Source organism: Mesorhizobium sp. M0587, assembly GCF_040320945.1.
Classification (GTDB): Bacteria; Pseudomonadota; Alphaproteobacteria; order Rhizobiales; family Rhizobiaceae; genus Mesorhizobium.
The window spans coordinates 1-19694 of the sequence record NZ_JAMYQP010000065.1 but is presented as its reverse complement, the minus strand read 5'-3'; the positions used below and the strand labels follow the sequence as shown (position 1 = coordinate 19694).

Genomic DNA, 19694 nt, shown 5'->3' with positions numbered 1-19694 from the left:
AAACCCGATGGCAACTGCGGCGACCAGGTTGAGCTCAACCCGGCAGGTTGATCCGACTGCGATGACAACGCCCACGAGTCATCCTCCCACCCGGCAGGTTGCCACCCTCCGGCTTGATCCGCAGCGTCATGAATTGCGTCCTGATCATAACTTTCCGCAGGCCCCTGCCGTTCGCGGTCGGGCAGCTCATCCCACAACCGATCCTGATCGTAACCTTCCACTGGAGACTGGCCAGATTGCTGCGGTGGCTGCAGGGGCGGCATTCCCCACGCAGCGTTCGCCTCAACGACTTGCTGGTAGTTCCGAAGGTCGTTTAAATGGAGGTTCGGACTATATCCACAGGCTACCTTATATGCCCGAAAATCATCCTTCAACCCTTGTGTCTGCTCCTGATTGCCGTTGACTCGGCTCGCTATGCTCGCCTTTCCCTGCCTTCGGAGCCACTCACTGAACCCGCGTCGACGGCTAGTGATCTCCTGGAAAGGTTTCCTCTCTTTCGACGTCGACTCAGGCCCAAGGCTGGCCAACTCCTGGTTGTGCAGGCCCTCGATGAGGCGAGCGTCGTCGGCATAAGGAATCGGATGCGGAAGGTTCCCGGTGCGGACCTGCTGGACCGCCACCAATGCAGCGCTGACCAGGACGCCAGCCTCATGCGCAAAGGCGTTCGCGCGACCAGTCAACCCATTGGGGTCGTCAGGGTTGCCAGGAGCGTCAAGCAGGCCGGCCAGTGTCCGGCCCTCGGGCTGCGTCTGAAGCCATGCGCTGAATTTGCGCAGACTCGTTGCGTGTGGCCGGACAGTCTTAACGCCAAGGCCGGGGGCCCTGGCGATGAAGTCAGTAATGATCGTGTGGTCCTCGTCGGGGATGATCGTGTGGTCCTCGTCGGCCGGGCGGCCGCGCTTGGCATAATCGGCGCGATACGTCGTCTTGACAACCTCCGGCTGGTGCATCCCGTCCTTCGACGACTGCTTGCCGCTGCTTGGAACGAAGGCCTTCTTCACTGCCTTCAGCAACGATCTCAATCCCCCGCTTTTTTTCGGCGGCGGGGTGATTGCCGGCTCCTCCGAGAAAGAGGAATAAGCCTCCGACGAGGCGGTCGAATGCCTGGACCGCGAGTGGCTCGAGGCTGCGTAAGAGGTGTCTATGCTGTGGCGCGCGCTGCTGATTTGGTTGTCCCGCAGGGAAGGCTGCCGCGGCATCCGCATCGAGCCACCCATGGACGTGCGCCGAATCGCACCATTGTCTGGATCAGCAGCGGAGCCGCCTAGGTTCAACTCGCTCAGCTGCCGCTCCAGGCCCTGTTGCTGCGCACGGTACTGCCGCATGTAATCGTCCGTTGTCCCCCCTATCCCTGTCAAACTCGCGACCCAAGGGTATACGTCGGCGTTGGGATCATTTTGTTCGGGAGCATCGTAGGGCCATGCCCGGCCAGTATTGTCCATAGCGGTCTCTCCGGTCGCGGATCAAGGAAGTGCTCTAGCGCCTATCGGTCGCGCCGCCGTCATGCGCAATTCATATTCAATCATTCGATCGGGACATGGTGATGCTTCCCAAAGGACTGGCGATGCCACGTTGACTGCCGGTCAGCTTTTGGATCATGGAACGACGGTATGATCGCTTCGCCCGTTAGCGCCAATCGCCACCGCTTCCCGCCGATGATCATTGCTCACGCGGTCTGGCTCTATTTCCGATTTCCAGACCAACCAGGGGTGCCGTAGGGCGTTGGTGCATGGGTCCGGACTTGAGGGGATGTCGATCTTTGAAGCGGCAGACTATGCCGTGGCCGCCTTGCGGCGGGCGATTTCGGGCGTGCGCAGGCAAGCATGCGGTTGAGGACGGCGCAGCCGATGGCGACTTCGGTCTGCTGAACTGGAAGCGACCGTGCCCGCAAACGCCGCCCGATGGTGGACTTGTATCGCCCTATGGCGGTCTCGACCAGCGAGCGTTTGTCCATAACCGTTGGAGACCTGCCATTTCATCCGGCCGTCTCTGCCGATTGCGGCGATATGCTGGTCCCTTTGGCCGGCAGGTCTATCGTCGAATGGTTCGACCGCGTTGACACGAGGCGGAATGACGATTGCGGCGGCAGCGCTGTGATCGATGACTGCGTCGTAAGTCGGTTTTCCGTCGTAGGCGCCGTCAGCAGTAAACTGTCCGATCGGACCGCCAATCTGGTCGAGTAGTGGCCTGCTGGATTCGCTCAAGAAGGCTCTGACCGAGCGGGCGGGACTGTCAGGAATTCCGTGTGCGGGCGTCCCGCAGAGGCGGAGGATCGTGCCATCCAGGCCATTGGGAGGGTGATCTGCTCACCGGAGCGAACGACACAAACATCGTCACCCTCGTCGAGCGACACAGCCGGTTCACGATGCTTGTGAAGTTGGCGAGAAGGGACTCGGCGACCGTCGTGGCGGCCCTCGCCGAGAAGATCGGCACTTTGCCCCAAGAGCTGCGGCGCTCGTTGACATGGGACCAGGCCAAAGAGATGGCTCGTCATAAGAGCTTCACCGTCGCAACCGATCTACAGGTCTACTTCTGCGACCCGCGCAGTCCCTGGCAACGCGGCAGCAACGAAAATACCAACGGTCTGCTCAGGCAGTACTTCCCGAGAACAACCAACTTCTCGCAGGTCTCGCAGGCCCAACTCGACGGCATCGCCCTGCGGCTCAATCAGCGCCCCCGAAAAATCCTGGACTTCGAAACGCCGGCCGATAGGCTACAGAAGGTGTTGCAGTGACCGGTTGAACCCACCGCGCGATTTCGGACATATTCTGCTCAATTTCGTCTGCACCTCGGCAAGGCCGGCTAGCTGGCGATGGGCGGCCAGATCGTCGACGCAACGATCGTGGCGGCGCCGAAGCAGCGTAACACCGACGCCGAGAAGCCGACATCAAGGCGGGCAAGGAGTTCGCGGAGCGGGTCCAATTCAAAGAACCAGCTCGATGCCGGCGAGGATGATCCTTGTCGCTTGGTCCGGCAACGGTAAGCGCGAATTTCCCCGCACCTTTTGCTGTTGAGTGCTCTGATGCATGAGGTGTCCACCAAAATAGGTGGACACCTTGTGATGGAAGAAGATGATCGGAAACTGCTGGTAAGGCTTGTTGGTCGGAACGGGCGACGCCGATACGAGCCGGCATCGAAGGACCGTCTTGTCTCGGCCTGCCTTGAGCCTGGCGTGTCGGTATCGAGGCTTGCGCTCGAACATGGGGTCAATGCGAACCTTCTTCGGAAGTGGATAAAGAAGCGCACGGAGACCCAGTCCCTCCCGCCGTCCACATCACCGGCGTTTATCCCGGTTCAGCCTGCACCGCGAGCCGATCGACTTCCGGGCCGGCATAAACAGCCTTGCGGTTCTGGTCCAAGAGACGATGGCGCTCGATCCGTTTGCTCCGGCGGTTTTTGCGTTCTGCAATCGCCGTCGCGACCGGATGAAGCTCCTGTTCTTCGATCGGTCGGGCTTTGTGCTGGTCCTGAAGCGGCTGACCGAGGACAAGTTCCGGTGGCCGCGCCGGGAGGCAGCGGTGGTCACGCTTACGAGCGAGCAATTGCACTGGATCCTCGACGGCATCGATATCGATGCGATGGTCCGCCATCCGCTGCGGCAATATCAGGTTGCCGGTTGAGGGCTCTCGAATTGAGCGGTTGACGCGGCGGCATGCTTTCGATTCAAGAATCTGATGAATCGCCCGGCGAACCGACTGTTGAAGCGTTGATGGCGCGTATTGCTGCGCTGCAGGCGGAGAACCGTCACCTCACCGAACGCGTCGTCAAACTCGAGGAAGAGCTGGCGCTTGCACGACTGCATCGTTTTGCGCCGCGCAGTGAAAAACACATTGACCGTCTCTTCAATGAAGCCGAACAGGCCGCGGATGAGGACGCCGCCGATAACGAAGATGGCGATGTCGTTGCCCTGCCGGACACGGGCTTGCCGGCGAGCGAAGGGGCGACGGGAAAGAAGCGCGGCCGCAAGGCCTTGCCGGAAAACCTGCCGCGCGAGCGCGTCGAGTATGACCTTCCCGACGACCAGAAGGCTTGTCCTTGCTGCCGTCATCAGATGCATCGCATGCGCGAGGCCGTTACCGAGCAACTTCATATCGAGGTGAAGGCGAAGGTTTTGCAGAATGTGCGGTTCAAATATGCTTGCCGCCATTGTGACCGTACCGGCATCAACACGCCGGTCGTGACCGCGCCGATGCCCGCACAACCCTTGCCGGGCAGCATCGCCACGGCTTCGACGCTGGCCTTCGCGCTCGTTCACAAATACGTCGACGGCACACCGCTCTACCGCCTGGCACAGGCCTTTGAGCGCGCCGGCGTTCCTGTCAGCCGAGGCGCTCTGGGCCACTGGGTGATCGGCTCGAGCGAAAAGCACCTGCATCGCATCTATGACGCGCTGAAACTGCGGCTCAGATCGCAAACCCTCATCCATGGCGACGAGACGACGGTTCAGGTGTTGAAGGAAATGGACAGAGCGGCCGCCAGCACCTCGTACATGTGGGCATACCGGAGCGGCCACGACAGTGACGAGCCGATCGTGCTGCTCGATTATCAGCCGGGTCGCGGCCAGGTACACCCGCAGACCTTCTTGGGCGATTACCGCGGCATCGTGATGAGCGACGGCTATTCCGCCTGGCGCACGCTGGAAGGGGCAACGCATCTTGGATGCATGGCCCATTCCAGGCGGCGCTTCGTCGACGCACTCAAAGCGAGAAAGAAGGGTGGCGGGCTGCCGGAACAGGGGCTCCGGTTCTTCGAACAGCTCTACCGGGTTGAAAGGCAGGCGCGGAACGAAATCCCCGATGACGGCGAAACGCGAGATCACTGCATTCGCCGCTTCCGCCAGCAACATAGTGTCCCCATCCTCCATGCTCTCAAGGCATGGCTCGACGACATCGCCCCAAAAGTCTTGCCGGACAGCAAGCTCGGCGACGCCGTCTCCTACACCCTGAACCAATGGGGATATCTGACTCGTTACACCGAGGACGGCAGCATGCCGATCGACAATAATCTTCTCGAGCGTGACATCAGGATTTTTGCCACTGGCCGGAAAAGTTGGCTGTTCAGCGATACCGTCGACGGAGCCAGGGCCAGCGCCGTCATCTACAGCCTGATGTTGACCTGCCGCGCCTGTGGCGTCGAGCCGTTAGCGTGGCTGCGCCACGTCCTCACCGAATTGCCTCAACGCAACGAGGACGCTGATATCTACGATCTGCTGCCCTTCAACTTCGCCAAAGCAACAGCAGCCTGATCAGACCAGATACCGTTCCCAATTCGAAGGCCATCCGTCGAAAGCGCCCGCGTCAACGTGCGGGGAAAATAGCGCTTACCGGCAACGGGGTTCCAGGGGCGAAATGTGTCCCCTCGGTGGCATCGGTCGCGCGTCAAGCACGTCCGAGGGGAAGTGTACCTGCAGATGCTCTTGGCCTGCGGATATGTTCCGCCAGCCACACCCTCCTCCCTCACTGGAACGTTGTCTGGAAGCCTGGCCAATCCTATCGTGCTATCCATGTCCACGGGTGGGCGGACGGCGGACTAAGAGCTGTCGGGGCTACCACCCCACGTGTCCGGACCGAAGTCACCCTTCTTTGGGATCATCACGCCAGCTCCTGTTTCTTCGATCAGTTGAACACGCGTAGGGTATTACTCGAGCGGCTATGCGGCCGGTGCGGCCGCAGGGAGAGAGGCTTTGATGCGCTTCAGCTCGCTGCCGACACTCCCAATTCCGTCCCGCAGCATCTTCCCGATCGTAATATGAGCGAAGGCCGCCGGAGGATTGTCAAGCAGTTGGATGAATTCGTTTCCGTCGAGGTATTGGAAAACGGATTCGATGATTGCTTCACCGCGCTCGATCGCATCAAACCTTGCCTCGGCCACTTGATTAGTAATGTCAGCAAGCTCGTTCGCGACCGCATCATTGATCTCCTGGAAGAGCTCGTCGATCGGAGTCCATGTTCCGCCACGGGCTTTTACATCGTACTTCTCGTTGATTTTGCTCTTCGTCTCCTCCCAATGCACCAGCGCGCCGTCGAGGCGGGCCTGCCATTTATCTTTGATACTCCGAACGGACGCGAGGAAATCCCCTTCCAGCTTATCCGCTTTCTTGAGGCCAAGCACGGCGATCAGCTGATCGTCATTGCGGAGCCACTGCTCCAACACGGCAATCAGACGCTCCAAAATCTCGCGCCTGTTGGCAGCATGCCCTTCTTCTTTGGGCCATTGCGATGACACCATCATGGCGATCCTGTCGGAGCTCGCGTTTTCCAGAGGATAAGGAAGCCGTCGCTCTTGTGCCTCTGCCTTAGTCATTCGGAACAGGGTTTCTACGACCTCGGCTTGATCGACCGGGTGTCTCGCAACACGGTCGAGATCGATTCCGCCTATATTTATCGCTTCACGCTCAGCGCCGTCGTCAACGCCTGCTTCGTCCGGCTTCGCTGGGCGATCCGTTTTCATCTCGTCGCCATCGGGTGCCTCGTCCACATATTGGAGGTTTCTCCGATTGTCGTCGTAGGCCAGCATCAATAGAAGCCGGCAAGTGAAGTTATGGAGGGCATTTTCCCGCTCTTCAACCGGCGTTGCGGCCAATATTTCCTTGAGCCAATCGGCGATTTTATTTGTCAATGGGCCCAGCTCGGCAGTTTGCATTAACCCCGTTTGCCGACTGATACGATTGGAGTGAGCTGCGATTGACGCTGCCGAAGTGGCTATGGTTTGCTTCAGTCCTTCAGAGAGAGCTTCCGCAGCGCCTTCCGGCAGGTTCTCTTTGACGATTTCCTGATTGTCATCTGAAGGCAGGTCGTCAGAGTTCGCCTTGGCTGCTATTTCAAATCGATTGAGGTCTTCTTCACTCAGGGGTTCAGCCTCCTGGATATCCGGGAGGCTTACTCTCAGGTCCTTGAAATAACGCTTCATCTGGGTCTTGATCGCCGTAAAATTGGCCGTGCCTCCTTTGGCCAGCCGTACGACAATGACGCTGCGCTCGTTCATCGTCCCTGTACCAGATCTCAGAAACTTGAAGTCAACGGGTTCCTGAACACCTTTGGGAGTTTTATAGGGCATATCTTCCAGAATTACCCGCAGGCCCTTCAGGCCTTTCTTCCGCACTAAAACCACCGGCTTCTTTTCGCCGGCAATGACAATAGTGCCAACGGCAAAGCAGAATTCAAGCTTTTTCGCGGCTTGAGCGCTCCTCATCACGGACAAGAACCGCTGCGCCATTTGGGCACTATGTACTTGGCTCATTATATGTCTCCACATTGGTTGTCGTAGATTGAATTACGTTGAATGGACGAAACGGCAAACCATTCGTCCATCGCGACCGACGAGTTCTGTCACCGGCATTTGAGGAAGGTCAAAGCTTTGATCGGAATTTGAGCACGACCATCCCGCTGGTAAATCCTAATTTGGCGTTGACGCCTTTCACGAGTCGTTCGAGGCGTGCTGAAAAGATCAGCGGAAACCAGCGGCATGCCGGAGAGGTGAAAAACGACGTCAGGAAGTCCGCTTCCATGCGGGATCCGCCGTGGCACCCTGCCAGTCCCATCGGCATTTGATCCCTCGGCAATCTCGGAGTGGAGGCTCGTGCAGCTGAAATGCGCCTGTGATGGCATCTTTCCGTTTGAGCGGCAGGACGTACGTGCAGCAGCAACCGAGGGCTCCTCAAATTTGTGGGCATCGGAATCGCGATAGCAGATTGCGAGATAGCGGGTTGTTCAAGTTGTCGGCTTGGAGCATGAATGTCACCCAGTGGCGGCCAGCCGCTATCCGTACATAAACCTGGTCGGTCGCTTCTTGAGGAAGCGTCTTCCCTTCGTCCAATAGTCGAAACAACGCCCAGGGGCCCACCTTCGAAATAGCAGCACGCTCCAAGCCGTTGAAAGTGACCGAAGCGCCACCGAGGCCGCCGACCGTGGGCCAACGGAAACGCACAGGTTTGTATGCTCCTCGTCGCTGCGTGATTTGCTGGCCGTCGATCTCGACCACCACCTCGTCGGTCGACCGATCGGTATCAGTGACGGTGAGCAGAAACTCAATAGACGGCTGACTGCCGGCATCCTTGAACATAGAGTCCCGGATTGCGGCTGCTCGTTTGAATTGTGCCAAGGCCTCTCGGTCGATTTGTAAATTGTCGCTTCCCGTGGACTGTGCCTTCCACGGGCCTTCGGGCCTATCAACAAAGTGAGCCAAGTGCTGCGCAAAAAACGTGTCGATCACGCCGTCCCGGCTGAACAGCCGCCCGAAATCTCCCAATGGAGTGTCTCGACGGGAGCCACGGCTGAAGGGATACCGTCCTGCGGTTGCCCGCTGGCATAACTCGGCAGCACCGTCTGCCCACACGCTAGCGAGATGACGCTTTGCCTCGCTCATGGACAGTTTCGAGCTGAAGCGGCCGACGCTCAGGATCCATTGCTGAATGGGTGGCGGCAGATTGGCGGCTCCTGCTTCGATTTTGCGGATTGCGATAGCCGTTTCGTCACCTTTCTCCAACGAGTTTGATCCGGCGAGGTCCTGCATCTCACCAAGTGATTGGTAAAGAGCAGCAAGATCGCTTACAGCGCTGTCGATCGGCGCTTGAGCACCGGGGGGGCTGTTTGGCGGCACATTGACAAGTTGGTGTAGCCATTGAAAATGCACATCCGTGTAGAGCCAATCATGGCTTTCGGAAGTGCCGGCGACAGGCGGCGATCGGAAGAGCGCCTGAAGGTCGCCGACGGGTAGCTCCTTCTGATCAGTGCCTTTAGCTTCGGTCGGCGTATCGGGCTCGGGCGGTTCACCGAGCTTGGTCTCCTGTGCCGCTGCGGCAAGGAACAAGCGCATCGGCGAGGTGGGTGCTGAAAGCGCGTTCAACGTTCGCAAAGCGTCATCGACACTCGCCATTGGCCGCAGCGAAATGTCATTAATGATTTCGTCCCAACCAAACGCAAACTCCTGAAAGTAGAGATCCATCGCCGCACGTCGCAGCGTCTCTTCCGCTTCACCTGTGGAAGTGGTCGCCTGGTCGCCAAGAACCCAACCTTCTGCAGCAACCGCGTCTGCTACCTGTGGCAGCAGGCGCAGGAATGTCCCATGGAAACCGGCTCGGGTGTAAATACCGGCGATGCCATTGTTGAGGGGCTGTCCTGATTTGCGCATCAAGACGTCCCCCACCATCGGTCCGGCGTGGTCGGACAGACGCCATGTTGGTAAGTTAGCGGCCTGAGTACTGTTTGTGATGATGTTAAGCACACGACGCGGCATCGAGAGGGCCTGGAGTTTTGCGCGGCTCTTTTCGATCAGTTCGCCATTGAGGCTGATACCTGGCAGCGGGTTGTCCAAAAGGGCATCGAGGTGATCGGCCAGCGACCGGCGAAGGGCGGCATCTGCCTCAGCCGGAAACAGCAGTTTCCAGTCGAGGGTCATCCACTCATTGATGTCCCCGGGCTCGAACGGGCCACGTCCCCCAAGCATCAGATAAATTTTCAGCGCCTGATAGAGGAACGGAAGATCGTCCTGGTGTTCCGCCACCAGTGTTTCCAGTCGGAAAACTAGGCGCGGCAGCAAGATCGTCCTTACGCCCCGGCGATAGGCCGCATGCGCTTGTATCTGAAAGTTTTCACTTTGATCTAGACCTAATCCCGAGAAGTTGTTGTCCGCTCTGGCGGCTTCGTCATAATCGGTCTTCACGGCGCGTAGCCGATCCAGCAGCGGCAGAACTGGTCGGAGATCGCTACTGTCTACCCGGTCAAGGGGGAGTTTCCCCGCTTCCTTGGCATAGCTGCTGACCGCAAGACGAGCCCCTTCCATCAAGTGGACATTGCGACTGTAGCTGACTATCAAGAAGGCAGCCGCTGAGGCCATAGCTGCCGCGATTGTCGTGCACAGGCTATATCGAAGCCACCGCTGTCGCCGTTCGACACGGGGATGGGCTTCAACAAGTCCAGCGTTGGCGAAGACGACCTGGCGAAGCAAACGAGTGATGAAATAACTACGCTTCTGGTCGGGTGAAATAGGGGTGGCCCGCAGAGAGATGCCGAAGGTCCGAGACCTGGCCCCCGCAATGCGATCAAAGGGCGCACCCACTTGCATTCCGCTCACGAAGTAGATGCCGCGGAGCAAGATCGGGTCCTCGTAGGCGTTGCGACCGAAGGCCTCCTGTAGAAACTGATAGGATAGATGCTTAAGGCTTGCGACCTGCTGTGGGAAGCCGAACACAAGCGCGCGACGGTGAATGTTGCTCTCTTGCTGCAGTCGTTCAAGCAGCCTGTCATTGAGGCGCCCGACGAGTGTGTCATATTCTGCTGCGTAAGATCCCATCGGATCGCGTTCACTTTCCGATGGCGCGAAAGTGAAACCCCACACGGCCTCGCGGCCCTCGCGGCCAAGGTCGTCGAAGAACTCGTTAAATCCCGCAATTAGATCGCTCTTGGTGAGCAATATATAAATCGGCAGCCGCAATCCGAATTCTCGATACAGATCAAGGATCCGCTGCCGGATGCATCTGGCGTGATCGAAGAGTACCTCCTCGGAGGACGAACTCAGCTCGTTTATCGCGATTGATACCAACACCCCGCTCAGCGGCTGGCGCCGACGGCTGCGGCTAAGGAGGCGAAGAAAGCCCTGCCAGACCGCTTTGTCCTGTTCCAGGTTGCGTTTCTGAACCACGTAGTATCCGGGAGTGTCGATGAGTACGGCGTCATCGGTGAACCACCATTCACAATTGCTGGTGGCCTTGACCACCCCGATCGATTTCCGGCTGAGTTTTTCCGCCAATGGGAAGCTGAGGCCGGAATTGGCAAGGGCAGTGGATTTTCCCGATCCAGGCGTACCGATAATCACGTACCACGGCAGTTGATCGAACCACCGCTTGCCGAGAACGCCGTGACGACGAAGCCGCTTGCGCGTAATACGAGTTTCGCGAAAGCGAGCTGACATGGCCTCCAGTTCTGCTTCGGCAGCGGCGCTGGCTCGCGCTCCGCCCCAATCGGAAGAAGCCGATCCTGCACCATCCGCCTCGTTTTGATTTGTCCGGATCCCGTCCAGCATGCCGGACGCTCGTGTAAGGAAAAAGCCTTCAACGTTGCCCTGGATCATGCAGATGACCACGTAGGCGATCGGCATCAACGTTGACGCCGCAAGTTGCTCACCAAGGCTGTCAAGTGGGATGTACCCTCCAATTGAGAGGTGCCGTCCAAAAATAAAGATCACAGCACTCACCAGGGCGGCTGCTGCGATACCGAGCCATTTGCCCTGGAGCGCTCTCTTGAATGACTGCATGGGCTAACTCTCAGTTTGGCTTCGTAATTATGATTTCGATCCGCCGGTTCTTGGCGCGGCCTTCTGGCGTCTGGTTCGAAGCGATCGGTTCTCCGCTCCCTCTGCCCTTTTCCCGCACGTGGCCCGGCTCACTCATCGTCGATCTGATAATCTCAGCCGCTGCCTTGGCACGCGCCATTGAGAGGTCTTGGTTGGAAGGATAGGCACGAGATTGGATCGGCATCGAGTCTGTGTGTCCGGTCAAAAGAACCGCCCCGGGCTGCTCGTTCAGCGCTCGCCCAATCCGCAGAAAAAGCGAGACGAACGAATCCTTCACGATCGAACTTGCGGAGTCGAACATCCCTGAGGCACGGATGGTAACCAGAATCTGCTGCGCGTCCTCGGTGACAGCGACCAGCCCATCGCGGATTTCGGCACCGAGAAAGCGACGCAGTCGATCGCCATTCATGAGGACTGGGGACGGTGCTGCGGTCCTCGCCAAACTCACCGCTCCGCGCGGCGGCAGAGTTGCGAGTTTGGCGAGGACCGCATCCGACTGGCCATCGAGTGCAAATAATAGCCAGGTATAGAGCGACAGGAGGGCTACTGCCCCGAAAGCGCCGGCGGCCCAAGATGGGACGAATCTGCTGGACGGTCTCCGCGCTGTGGCGCGTTCTTGCCAGTGTGGGGATATGTCACGCTCGAAGTCACCGCGCGCTGCCCGAATCAATCGGTACGTGTCCTCGCACAGCACGCTAAGTTCGGAGGCTCCTCGCGCGGCCACCCGGAAGCGACCTTCGAAGCCCAATCGCATGCAGTAGTAGAGCAACTCCAGCAGATCGAGGTCGTTTGCCGCGGTTTTTTTCATTTGCTCTAGAAGCTCGAAAAAGCGGTCGCCGCCCCAGGTCTCGCTGAACAACGTTCCGACCATGCTTCGCGTTGTCCAGACGCTGTGGCTACCCCAAGCCGTATTCAGAACGATGTCATCGATCGTGGCACAAAGAGCGTATTTGCTGATCTTGATTGCCCGAATCGGCAGTCCGAGCGACATTATCCGACGCTCGAATGCATCGATCCCTCGCAGCACCTGCAGGCGCAACTCCTCGACATCAAGTTGATCCGTACTGCTCTTGAGGTGAGCACAGAGGCCCAACAGCGCTGCCGCAGCCGCGACCAGCGGATTGAGCCGGTGAAGCGTTAGCGTTTCCCAGAAAGGCTGGTCTGATATCGGCGGTGACGAAAGAGCCGAAGGCCCAGGGCCGACTGCAAGGTCGGAACTTAAGACGGTACCCTCAGTCGGTATGGCTACCGATTCCATTGGGCGGACTCATTTATCACGGCTTTGCCTTGTGCACGCTGGAGGCCAAAACTCGACTCAACATTCCGAAGCGTTTCAGTCTCGATGTCGGATACGACGGCATCGAAGACTCGGCAGTACTCGTCCCAAAGCCTGGCTTTCCGGCTGCCGGGCCAGAACTTCCTGGTCCGCACAAGCGAGGCCTTGATCGCTTCAGGGCAGAGGCGTTCACGGACACTGAGTAGAGCCTTGTGCAGTGCCGTTAGCATCGAACCCTCATGCGCTTTGATGTCAGCAAAGGCCTGCTCGACGGCGAGGTGTCCATGAAGGAGCCGCGGGATATCGGTGCATAGAGCCCCGCGCAAGGCGCCCTTGGCATTCAGCATGAACTTCAGGGTGTTTTCGATCGGCTGCGCGGTGCTCGTACACTGAAGGCCGGATTCTTGCAGGGCGTGCTCGCAAGCGGAGACGGTGCTGCTGAGACCGACGAAGGAATTCAGAAGCATCCGCCCAGCACGATCCATGATGGTTGAAATATCGGTTTGCCCGAGATCTGCCAACGATAGCCCACAGCCTGAAAGAAAGGCCGCTATAGCAGCATGGTTTTCGCCGCCAGAATTGGTCTGCCCAACCACCATCAAACAAGACGGCTCCTCAGGAGTCGGCGGTGGCAGGCCCAGGCCGGATTCTACAGGAGGCTCCTTGTTGACGCTGGTCAAGCTTGGCCCATTTGTCGACGCCTGTTTCTCTCTGAGCTCTGTCGCAAGATCCCAGTCCTCCGGGATGGTCTCGACGCAGGTCGCTGGTTGCACGAAGACGCCGGCCTGGTCCGGTATATGATCTGGATAACTGTCCAGCTGCCAGGCGCCCGCGGTGGCTGGCGATAAATCTTGCTCAGCATCCAAGAACGACGACGGCGGAAAGTCTCTATCGAAGGGCTCGACGAACAATTCCCCGAGTCGAGTGGTCTTACCAATCGATATGGCAGGAGCCATTTCAACCACCCCCAGAAGATTCGACGCCTCAAGCGAGCCTACAGTGTGCGGCTCGCCTTCGGCGGAATCCTCCATGGAAGCAGCATCGACCTTGACCATGTAGCTGCCAATTCGAACGATATCACCGGCCGTCAAGATAACAGGCAGGTCCGACGGCAGCGGCTTAGCGCGGTCGTTCAACGATGTGCCATTGCCGCTGCGCTTGATCAGTACGAAATTCCCCTCCTCACGCTCGATCAAAAGGCGGTGCGTCGAGACTGTTTGCTGATCATCCGACAAAACAAACCCGTTGTCCTCGGACAAGCCGATGGACATTCCCTCGTTTGACTCAATCAGCAACTTGATGCCTCGGCTACCCGATAGGCCGGCTTCCGCATTTGTTACACGTAGAATGAGTGGCATGTTGAGCCTGCATTCTCCAAAGGTGGCTATTGGGACCGAATGGCCCAGAGTGCCATTTCGAGATTTGGGAAATCACCGGCCACGTGCAGCGCCAAGCCAGCGGAATGAGGCATGTCCTTCCAGAGGCGGCTCTGCTGATCGATCTCAAAGTAGGTGACGCCGACATGGAAGGGTATCTGCCGTGGGGCGACCGGGAGACGGTTGATGCTGATCCCCTGCAGCGCGACATTGACCAGCTCTTTGATCTTCTCAGCCGGGCCGATCTTAATTTGGGCCGGAAACTCGCGCTGTAGCCGCTCGGTTTTGACATCGGCACCTACGGCCAGCACGAAGCTGGCAGTCGTAAACAGCGAACGGTCTTGCACCTCGGCGAGATGGACACCGTGTTTGTATTCCTGCAGCGGCAATGGTATCGCCGTGCGTTCTAGTACAGTGCTAAGCGAGGATCGAATAGAGCTGATCACCGGCACAAAAGCGTGCGACAGAGCATCGTGCTTGTAGCCGACGAAGGTCGGGGGACGCTTTTCAGTCCGGGAAAACGTGGCCAGTTCACCGGCCAGCTGGACCGTCAGGCCATACAGCCTCATCGGATGCACGCCTGGGATTTTTGCAAGGTGGTCGAAGTAGGGCTCATAACGATTGATCGCCTGGAGCAGAAGGAAATCAGCTATCTCGGCCACCCCGCGCGTGCCTGACTGCGACACCCGGGCTGCCAGCGCCTCACCACGATGGTGAAGCAAGCCGGTGATTTCCGTCACGTAATTGGATAGGACAGGGGAACTGGCGCAGTCAGGAGTTGGTGGGATGTAGTTCTCATCGAGAATGATTTGACCGTCGGCCCGGACCTCAATTAGGCGGGCTATAGGAAGACAGGCGAACCCAGCGCGATTTGCTGCGTCCGGTAAGAGCTGAAAACGCAGCCGCGCCACCTCAATGGAGGCGCCGCCTCGCTCGCCCGCATTTGTGTCGACAAGATCTTGGACTGCAACCTCGAAGCGGGTCGGGACGTCGATTTCTGCTCGCGCATCCGTTTCCACCGCCCCTGGTTGATAGAGGGACACTGCCAAGTGGATAAGCGAGTCGCGTAGATGGCCCGGAACCCCGTACGGAGTGGGCTGGTCGGCGTCATCTGGAATGCTGAACGGAGTCCCGTCCGGCAAAACGCCACACGCTGTTTCGATAGCGATCTTACCCAAGCCAAGCAGTTCGCGATTGAGCCGGAGCTGCGTAATGCCCCAACCATAGCCATGCAAAACGGCCGTTCTGCTGCGCACCAGCTTTTCGACATAACGGTCGTTTTGCTGAAAATGTTGCGGCCGAAGGAATAGCCCCTCCGACCAAACGACCTTATTGTCCCAAGACATCCGCCTGGCTCCGCGCCTTCGATAAATCGAGTCTCCAATGAGGCAGCTCTAAAGCGTTTTCCTGAGACCTTACATGCGCAGTTGGTATGCAGCCATTAGCGACAGGAATGCAGGCTCGCTCTCACCATGGCTGCATATCAATTTCGCATGCCACATGAGCCCTGATCATCGCCCAAGACATGGAATGCCACGGATGTGTTGCAACGTTTTGATTGCCGGTCACGCTATGGCAAGACCCCTTCGATGTTCGGAGGATTAGATGTTCAAGGGCCGCCTGTTTGACCTCAGTGATCCTGCTTTGCGTTCGCTGGTACTTGGCCTACAATCTCTGTGACATCAAATCGCTTGCAGGATCGTTCCCGGCGTCGGCTGAAGCCGATCCGGATCCGCAAGGGCAAATACCTGAATAACCGGATCGAACGGGACGATCGGCGCATCAAGTGCCGCATCCGTCGACTTTCTGGCAGGGCGAACTGCCTTGGAGAACGCGCTGGCGTCGTCCGGTTATAGGCGCGGTTGAAGCCGTCCAGCAGGATTTCGAGATCGGCATCACCAGCAACGTTGATGCCGAGGACCTCACTGAAGGCGTGGGGCGTCCGACTGTCGAAGCGGATCGGCATGAAGAAGGCCAAAGTGGCGGTCGCCAGGAAGATCGCCGTTCTGCTCCACTGTATCTGGGTCGACGGCACCAGCTTTGAGTGGGCAGCGAAAAGATGGCCTAGCAGCTTGACCGCAAACCAGTTCTCAGACCCCTAAAGAAGCCCGTGATGTCCCCGCCGGGACGATGGTTGTGGTGACCTCGTTGAATCGGCTGACGTCAATTTCGAACGTCGTTGCACACGTTGAGGCGCCCGACTCATCATGAGGCATTGACCTCGGAACGGACCATGACTCGGCGATGACAGCGCGAAACCGGATTGACAATGTGACCTGAGACCGATCTTTGCTCCAGTTCAATGGAGAGTCCGAGGCTTCATTGATCCGATACCATTCTTTGGACCGCCGGAAGGTGGAGTTTTCCGGCTGTTTCACGATGGCGGGCTGACGGCGCCATCGGGATTGATCAACGAGATCGGAACCTTGTGCCCGATTGCGCCATGTGGGCGCACCTCGTTGTAGTATCTGCGCCAATCCTCCAACTTTTCGGCCGCGTCGGCAAGCGTCAGGAACCAGTGGGCGTTCAAACATTCCGCCTGAAGCGGCCGTTGAAGGCTTCGATGTAAGCGTTGTCCGTTGGCTTTCCCGGTCGCGAGAAGTCGAGCGTGACGCCCTTGGTGTAGGGCCCACAGATCGAGGTCGCGAGAGACGAACTCCGAGCCTTGATCGACCCGGATCGTCTTTGGATAGCCGATCTTGGGGCAGACCTGTTCCAGCATCCTGACCACATCCTCGGCTCGGTAACTGAAGCGTGGGTCGAGCACCGGCACGTAGCGTGAGAACGTATCTACGACCGTCAGGACCCGGATCTTCTTGCCCGTCGCGAGCTGGTTGTGAACGAAGTCCATCGCCCAGACGTCGTTGGGTTCGACGGCTGGCTGGCGATCGTCTCGCAGCTTCGCCTTCACCCGGCGCTTCGGCGTCTTGTTCCTCAGTTGAAGGCCCAAGTCCCTGTAAATGCGATAGGTCCGCTTCATGTTGATGTCCCAGCCCTCCCGCGTGAGCATCACGTGCACGCGCCGGTAGCCATAGCGAACCCGCGTCGCGCAGATGTCTTTGATCCGAGCTTCGAGGCCGGCCTGGTCACGGCGGCGGGACTTGTAGTGATAGGTCGAGGTGTCGAACTCCAGAACACGGCACGCTCGCCGGATCGACACGTTCCAATCAGCACAGGTATCGGCCACCAGCTCGCGTTTGCGACCAGGCCTCACAGTTTTCGGCGGATCACGTCCTGCAGCATCTCCTTGTCCAGCGACAGGTCGGCGACCAGCTTTCTGAGCTTGCCGTTCTCGTCGTCGGGCTGATGGCTCCCGCTTGTGTGCCCGACGGCTCAGCGTCGTATGATCTGGAACTGGGACTTTCAGCCCCATGAGATCCAGCAGCGAGTGGAGCAATCCCTCGGTCTGGTGCAGCCGCATTGCGAAGACGCAACCCAGCGTCAGCGCTGTCTCAATGGCGAGATCGGAATACCGGGCTTGGCCGCCGCGGGTCTTGCGTCGCGGAGCGCGCCATCCCGCAAGTGCCTCCGGCCTTACCCATAAGGTCAGGCTACCACGCCGGCGCAGACCTGCTTCGTAGTCACGCCAATTCGTCACCCTGAATTTCATCTTTCCCACGTGATGACGACGATCTGCGTTGTGTTTGTACGGCATGGCACTCGCATCAAGCTGATTTCCATCCTGCCTGCCTATCGCCAAACCGTTGACAAAGGATCCATGCACCAAGGCTCATGGCTACGCTACAAAGGCTATTGCGGTTACCGCTTGCCTAAATCCACACCAATAAAAGATCCGTGCACCAACGCCTCCCCCGACAGGAAGCATCACCATGTCCCGATCGAATGATTGAATATGAATTGCGCATGACGGCGGCGCGACCGATAGGCGCTAGAGCACTTCCTTGATCCGCGACCGGAGAGACCGCTATGGACAATACTGGCCGGGCATGGCCCTACGATGCTCCCGAACAAAATGATCCCAACGCCGACGTATACCCTTGGGTCGCGAGTTTGACAGGGATAGGAGGGACAACGGACGATTACATGCGGCAGTACCGTGCGCAACAACAGGGCCTGGAGCGGCAGCTGAGCGAGTTGAACCTAGGCGGCTCCGCTGCTGATCCAGACAGTGGTGCGATTCGGCGCACGTCCATGGGTGGCTCGATGCGGATGCCGCGGCAGCCTTCCCTGCGGGACAACCAGATCAGCAGCGCGCGCCACAGCATAGACGCCTCTTACGCAGCCTCGAGCCACTCGCGGTCCAGGCATTCGACCGCCTCGTCGGAGGCTTATTCCTCTTTCTCGGAGGAGCCGGCAATCACCCCGCCGCCGAAAAAAAGCGGGGGATTGAGATCGTTGCTGAAGACAGTGAAGAAGGCCTTCGTTCCAAGCAGCGGCAAGAAGTCGTCGAAGGACGGGATGCGCCAGCCGGAGGTTGTCAAGACGACGTATCGCGCCGATTATGCCAAGCGCGGCCGCCCGGCCGCAGAGGACCAGACGATGGTCTCCGACGAGGACCGCACGATGGTCCCCGACGAGGACCACACGATCATTGCTGGGGCGGCGATCCAGCGGGTGCGCGCCGGGAACGTCGACGAGCACCTCTTCTCCCAGCTCACGAAGGTGATGAACGACGCCAGGGAAAGGAATCCTGACGTCGCTGCATACAGTACCGTGGTGAACTGGGTATCCGCGCTGCGCAGGTTCAGCGTCTGGCTTCAGCCCAGCAACTTGACGGTGGCCAGCCTCGTTGATGACCCTGGTGCGTTGAATGCCCGTGCGGAGCAGTTTGTGAACGAGCGTGGCGACCGACGTGTCAATACCCCCGTGGAGGTCCTGCTGGATTGGCGCGCCGGAATCGACCCAAGCCTTTTTCGCGCTCGTCCTTATGCCAAAGACAAGGATCTCCTCGAGCAGCGCGCGGCCGAGGGGGACGATTCCCTAAACCGGAATGCACCGGAACTCAGGCAGTTTTCTGCGTGGCTCCGAAAATTCAACAGGCCATCCATCGCTTCTCGGTATCTAACCGGATCGATGGACGACGACCTTCAAGAGTACAGGGAAAAACTCGGTGCTGACCGACTCTCCAAGCTCGCCACGGCACTGTCTGATCTCCGGAGGCTCGCGCCTGGCGGTGAAGAAGTCAGAGGAGTTGGAGCGCGGTCCGGCCGCCCTAATACCCTGATGCCTTATGCCGACGACGCTCGCCTCATCGAGGGCCTGCTCAATCAGGAGTTGGCCAGCCTTGGGCCTGAGTCGACGTCGAAAGAGAGGAAACCTTTCCGTGTCATCGCTAGCAGTCGACGCGGGCTCAGTGAGTGGCTCCGAAGGCAGGGAAAGGCGAGCATAGCGAGCCGAGTCAACGGCAATCAGGAGCAGACACAAGGGTTGAAGGATGATATTCTGGCATATAAGGTAGCCTATAGATGTAGGCCGAACCTCCGTTTAAACGACCTTCGGAAGTACCAGCAAGTCGTTGAGGCGAACGCTGCGTGGGGAATGCAGCCACCGCAGCAATCTGGCCAGTCTCCAGTGGAAGGTTACGATCAGGATCAGTTGTGGGATGAGCTGCCCGACCGCGAACGGCAGGGGCCTGCGGAAGGTTACGATCAGGACGCAATTCATGACGCTGCGGATCAAGCCGGAGGGCGGCAACCTGCCGGGTGGGAGGATGACTCGTGGGCGTTGTCATCGCAGTCGGATCAACCTGCCGGGTTGAGCTCAACCTGGTCGCCGCAGTTGCCATCGGGTTT

The 19694-nt window shown here is 58.7% G+C and carries 10 protein-coding genes and 10 pseudogenes; 8 read left to right on the top strand and 12 right to left on the bottom strand.

Annotated features, from left to right (window positions below):
• Positions 1-1442 (bottom strand): annotated as a pseudogene (locus NKI49_RS31755) (hypothetical protein); the annotation flags it as partial.
• 168 nt (positions 1443-1610) lie between these two features.
• Here NKI49_RS31755 and NKI49_RS31750 point away from each other — a divergent pair.
• Positions 1611-1697 (top strand): annotated as a pseudogene (locus NKI49_RS31750) (IS6 family transposase); the annotation flags it as partial.
• Positions 1698-1798: 101 nt separating this feature from the next.
• On the opposite strand, the pseudogene NKI49_RS31745 reads toward NKI49_RS31750, so the two are convergent.
• Positions 1799-2186: pseudogene (locus NKI49_RS31745) on the bottom strand (transposase); the annotation flags it as partial.
• Between the two features lie 54 nt (positions 2187-2240).
• Between NKI49_RS31745 and NKI49_RS31740 the strand changes: the two are divergent.
• A pseudogene (locus NKI49_RS31740) lies at positions 2241-2742 on the top strand (IS30 family transposase); the annotation flags it as partial.
• Positions 2743-2923: 181 nt separating this feature from the next.
• Here the strand turns inward: NKI49_RS31740 and NKI49_RS33525 are convergent.
• A complete protein-coding gene (locus tag NKI49_RS33525) occupies positions 2924-3202 on the bottom strand; it encodes a hypothetical protein (RefSeq protein ID WP_502899637.1) in 279 nt (92 codons plus the stop codon).
• Here NKI49_RS33525 and tnpA point away from each other — a divergent pair.
• From tnpA to tnpC, 3 genes and pseudogenes are all read left to right on the top strand, one after another.
• Positions 3083-3331 (top strand): annotated as a pseudogene (gene tnpA, locus NKI49_RS31735) (IS66-like element accessory protein TnpA); the annotation flags it as partial. The gene NKI49_RS33525 and the pseudogene tnpA sit on opposite strands and share 120 nt — an antisense overlap.
• Complete coding sequence (gene tnpB, locus NKI49_RS31730; protein WP_352695891.1) at positions 3300-3620, top strand: IS66 family insertion sequence element accessory protein TnpB; 321 nt, start codon at positions 3300-3302, stop codon at positions 3618-3620. The pseudogene tnpA and the gene tnpB, both read left to right, overlap by 32 nt.
• Before the next feature lie 32 nt (positions 3621-3652).
• Positions 3653-5245 carry an IS66 family transposase gene (gene tnpC / locus NKI49_RS31725; protein WP_502899635.1) on the top strand — a complete coding sequence of 531 codons (1593 nt, stop codon included), beginning with the start codon at positions 3653-3655 and terminating at the stop codon, positions 5243-5245.
• Between the two features lie 404 nt (positions 5246-5649).
• Here tnpC and NKI49_RS31720 read toward each other — a convergent pair whose 3' ends face one another.
• From NKI49_RS31720 to tssK, 6 genes are all read right to left on the bottom strand, one after another.
• Entirely contained in the window at positions 5650-7239 is a 1590-nt protein-coding gene (locus tag NKI49_RS31720; protein ID WP_352608069.1) for a hypothetical protein, read from the bottom strand.
• 109 nt (positions 7240-7348) lie between these two features.
• Positions 7349-7546 carry a hypothetical protein gene (locus tag NKI49_RS31715; RefSeq protein WP_352608071.1) on the bottom strand — a complete coding sequence of 66 codons (198 nt, stop codon included), beginning with the start codon at positions 7544-7546 and terminating at the stop codon, positions 7349-7351.
• A gap of 110 nt (positions 7547-7656) precedes the next feature.
• Positions 7657-11250 carry a type VI secretion system membrane subunit TssM gene (gene tssM, locus NKI49_RS31710; protein WP_352608074.1) on the bottom strand — a complete coding sequence of 1198 codons (3594 nt, stop codon included), beginning with the start codon at positions 11248-11250 and terminating at the stop codon, positions 7657-7659.
• 10 nt (positions 11251-11260) lie between these two features.
• A complete protein-coding gene (gene icmH, locus NKI49_RS31705) occupies positions 11261-12547 on the bottom strand; it encodes a type IVB secretion system protein IcmH/DotU (RefSeq protein WP_352608076.1) in 1287 nt (428 codons plus the stop codon).
• Positions 12535-13923 (bottom strand): type VI secretion system-associated FHA domain protein TagH, encoded by a 1389-nt coding sequence (gene tagH, locus NKI49_RS31700; protein ID WP_352608078.1) that lies wholly within the window; start codon positions 13921-13923, stop codon positions 12535-12537. Before tagH ends, icmH begins: the two co-directional genes overlap by 13 nt.
• Before the next feature lie 26 nt (positions 13924-13949).
• Positions 13950-15287, bottom strand: coding sequence for a type VI secretion system baseplate subunit TssK (gene tssK, locus NKI49_RS31695; protein WP_352608080.1), 1338 nt, complete (start codon positions 15285-15287; stop codon positions 13950-13952).
• Positions 15288-15620: 333 nt separating this feature from the next.
• Here tssK and NKI49_RS31690 point away from each other — a divergent pair.
• Positions 15621-15752 (top strand): annotated as a pseudogene (locus tag NKI49_RS31690) (IS6 family transposase); the annotation flags it as partial.
• Here NKI49_RS31690 and NKI49_RS31685 read toward each other — a convergent pair.
• Positions 15739-15868 (bottom strand): annotated as a pseudogene (locus NKI49_RS31685) (IS481 family transposase); the annotation flags it as partial. The pseudogenes NKI49_RS31690 and NKI49_RS31685 overlap by 14 nt on opposite strands.
• On the opposite strand from NKI49_RS31685, the pseudogene NKI49_RS31680 reads away from it, so the two are divergent.
• Positions 15861-16043 (top strand): annotated as a pseudogene (locus tag NKI49_RS31680) (IS110 family transposase); the annotation flags it as partial. The pseudogenes NKI49_RS31685 and NKI49_RS31680 sit on opposite strands and share 8 nt — an antisense overlap.
• A 272-nt stretch (positions 16044-16315) precedes the next feature.
• Here the strand turns inward: NKI49_RS31680 and NKI49_RS31675 are convergent.
• On the bottom strand, positions 16316-17101 hold the full coding sequence (locus tag NKI49_RS31675; RefSeq protein ID WP_352695889.1) for an IS3 family transposase: 786 nt from the start codon (positions 17099-17101) through the stop codon (positions 16316-16318).
• 114 nt (positions 17102-17215) lie between these two features.
• Positions 17216-17596: pseudogene (locus NKI49_RS31670) on the bottom strand (transposase); the annotation flags it as partial.
• 389 nt (positions 17597-17985) lie between these two features.
• Between NKI49_RS31670 and NKI49_RS31665 the strand changes: the two are divergent.
• Positions 17986-19694 (top strand): annotated as a pseudogene (locus tag NKI49_RS31665) (hypothetical protein); the annotation flags it as partial.

Bases quoted from the DNA above. Each gene is read 5' to 3' on its own strand.
- tssM (WP_352608074.1), bottom strand. From the start codon at position 11,250: ATGCAGTCATTCAAGAGAGCGCTCCAGGGCAAATGGCTCGGTATCGCA.
- NKI49_RS33525 (WP_502899637.1), bottom strand. From the start codon at position 3,202: ATGTTCGAGCGCAAGCCTCGATACCGACACGCCAGGCTCAAGGCAGGC.
- tagH (WP_352608078.1), bottom strand. From the start codon at position 13,923: ATGCCACTCATTCTACGTGTAACAAATGCGGAAGCCGGCCTATCGGGT.
- icmH (WP_352608076.1), bottom strand. From the start codon at position 12,547: ATGGAATCGGTAGCCATACCGACTGAGGGTACCGTCTTAAGTTCCGAC.
- NKI49_RS31720 (WP_352608069.1), bottom strand. From the start codon at position 7,239: ATGAGCCAAGTACATAGTGCCCAAATGGCGCAGCGGTTCTTGTCCGTG.
- tnpC (WP_502899635.1), top strand. From the start codon at position 3,653: ATGCTTTCGATTCAAGAATCTGATGAATCGCCCGGCGAACCGACTGTT.
- NKI49_RS31715 (WP_352608071.1), bottom strand. From the start codon at position 7,546: ATGCCGATGGGACTGGCAGGGTGCCACGGCGGATCCCGCATGGAAGCG.
- tssK (WP_352608080.1), bottom strand. From the start codon at position 15,287: ATGTCTTGGGACAATAAGGTCGTTTGGTCGGAGGGGCTATTCCTTCGG.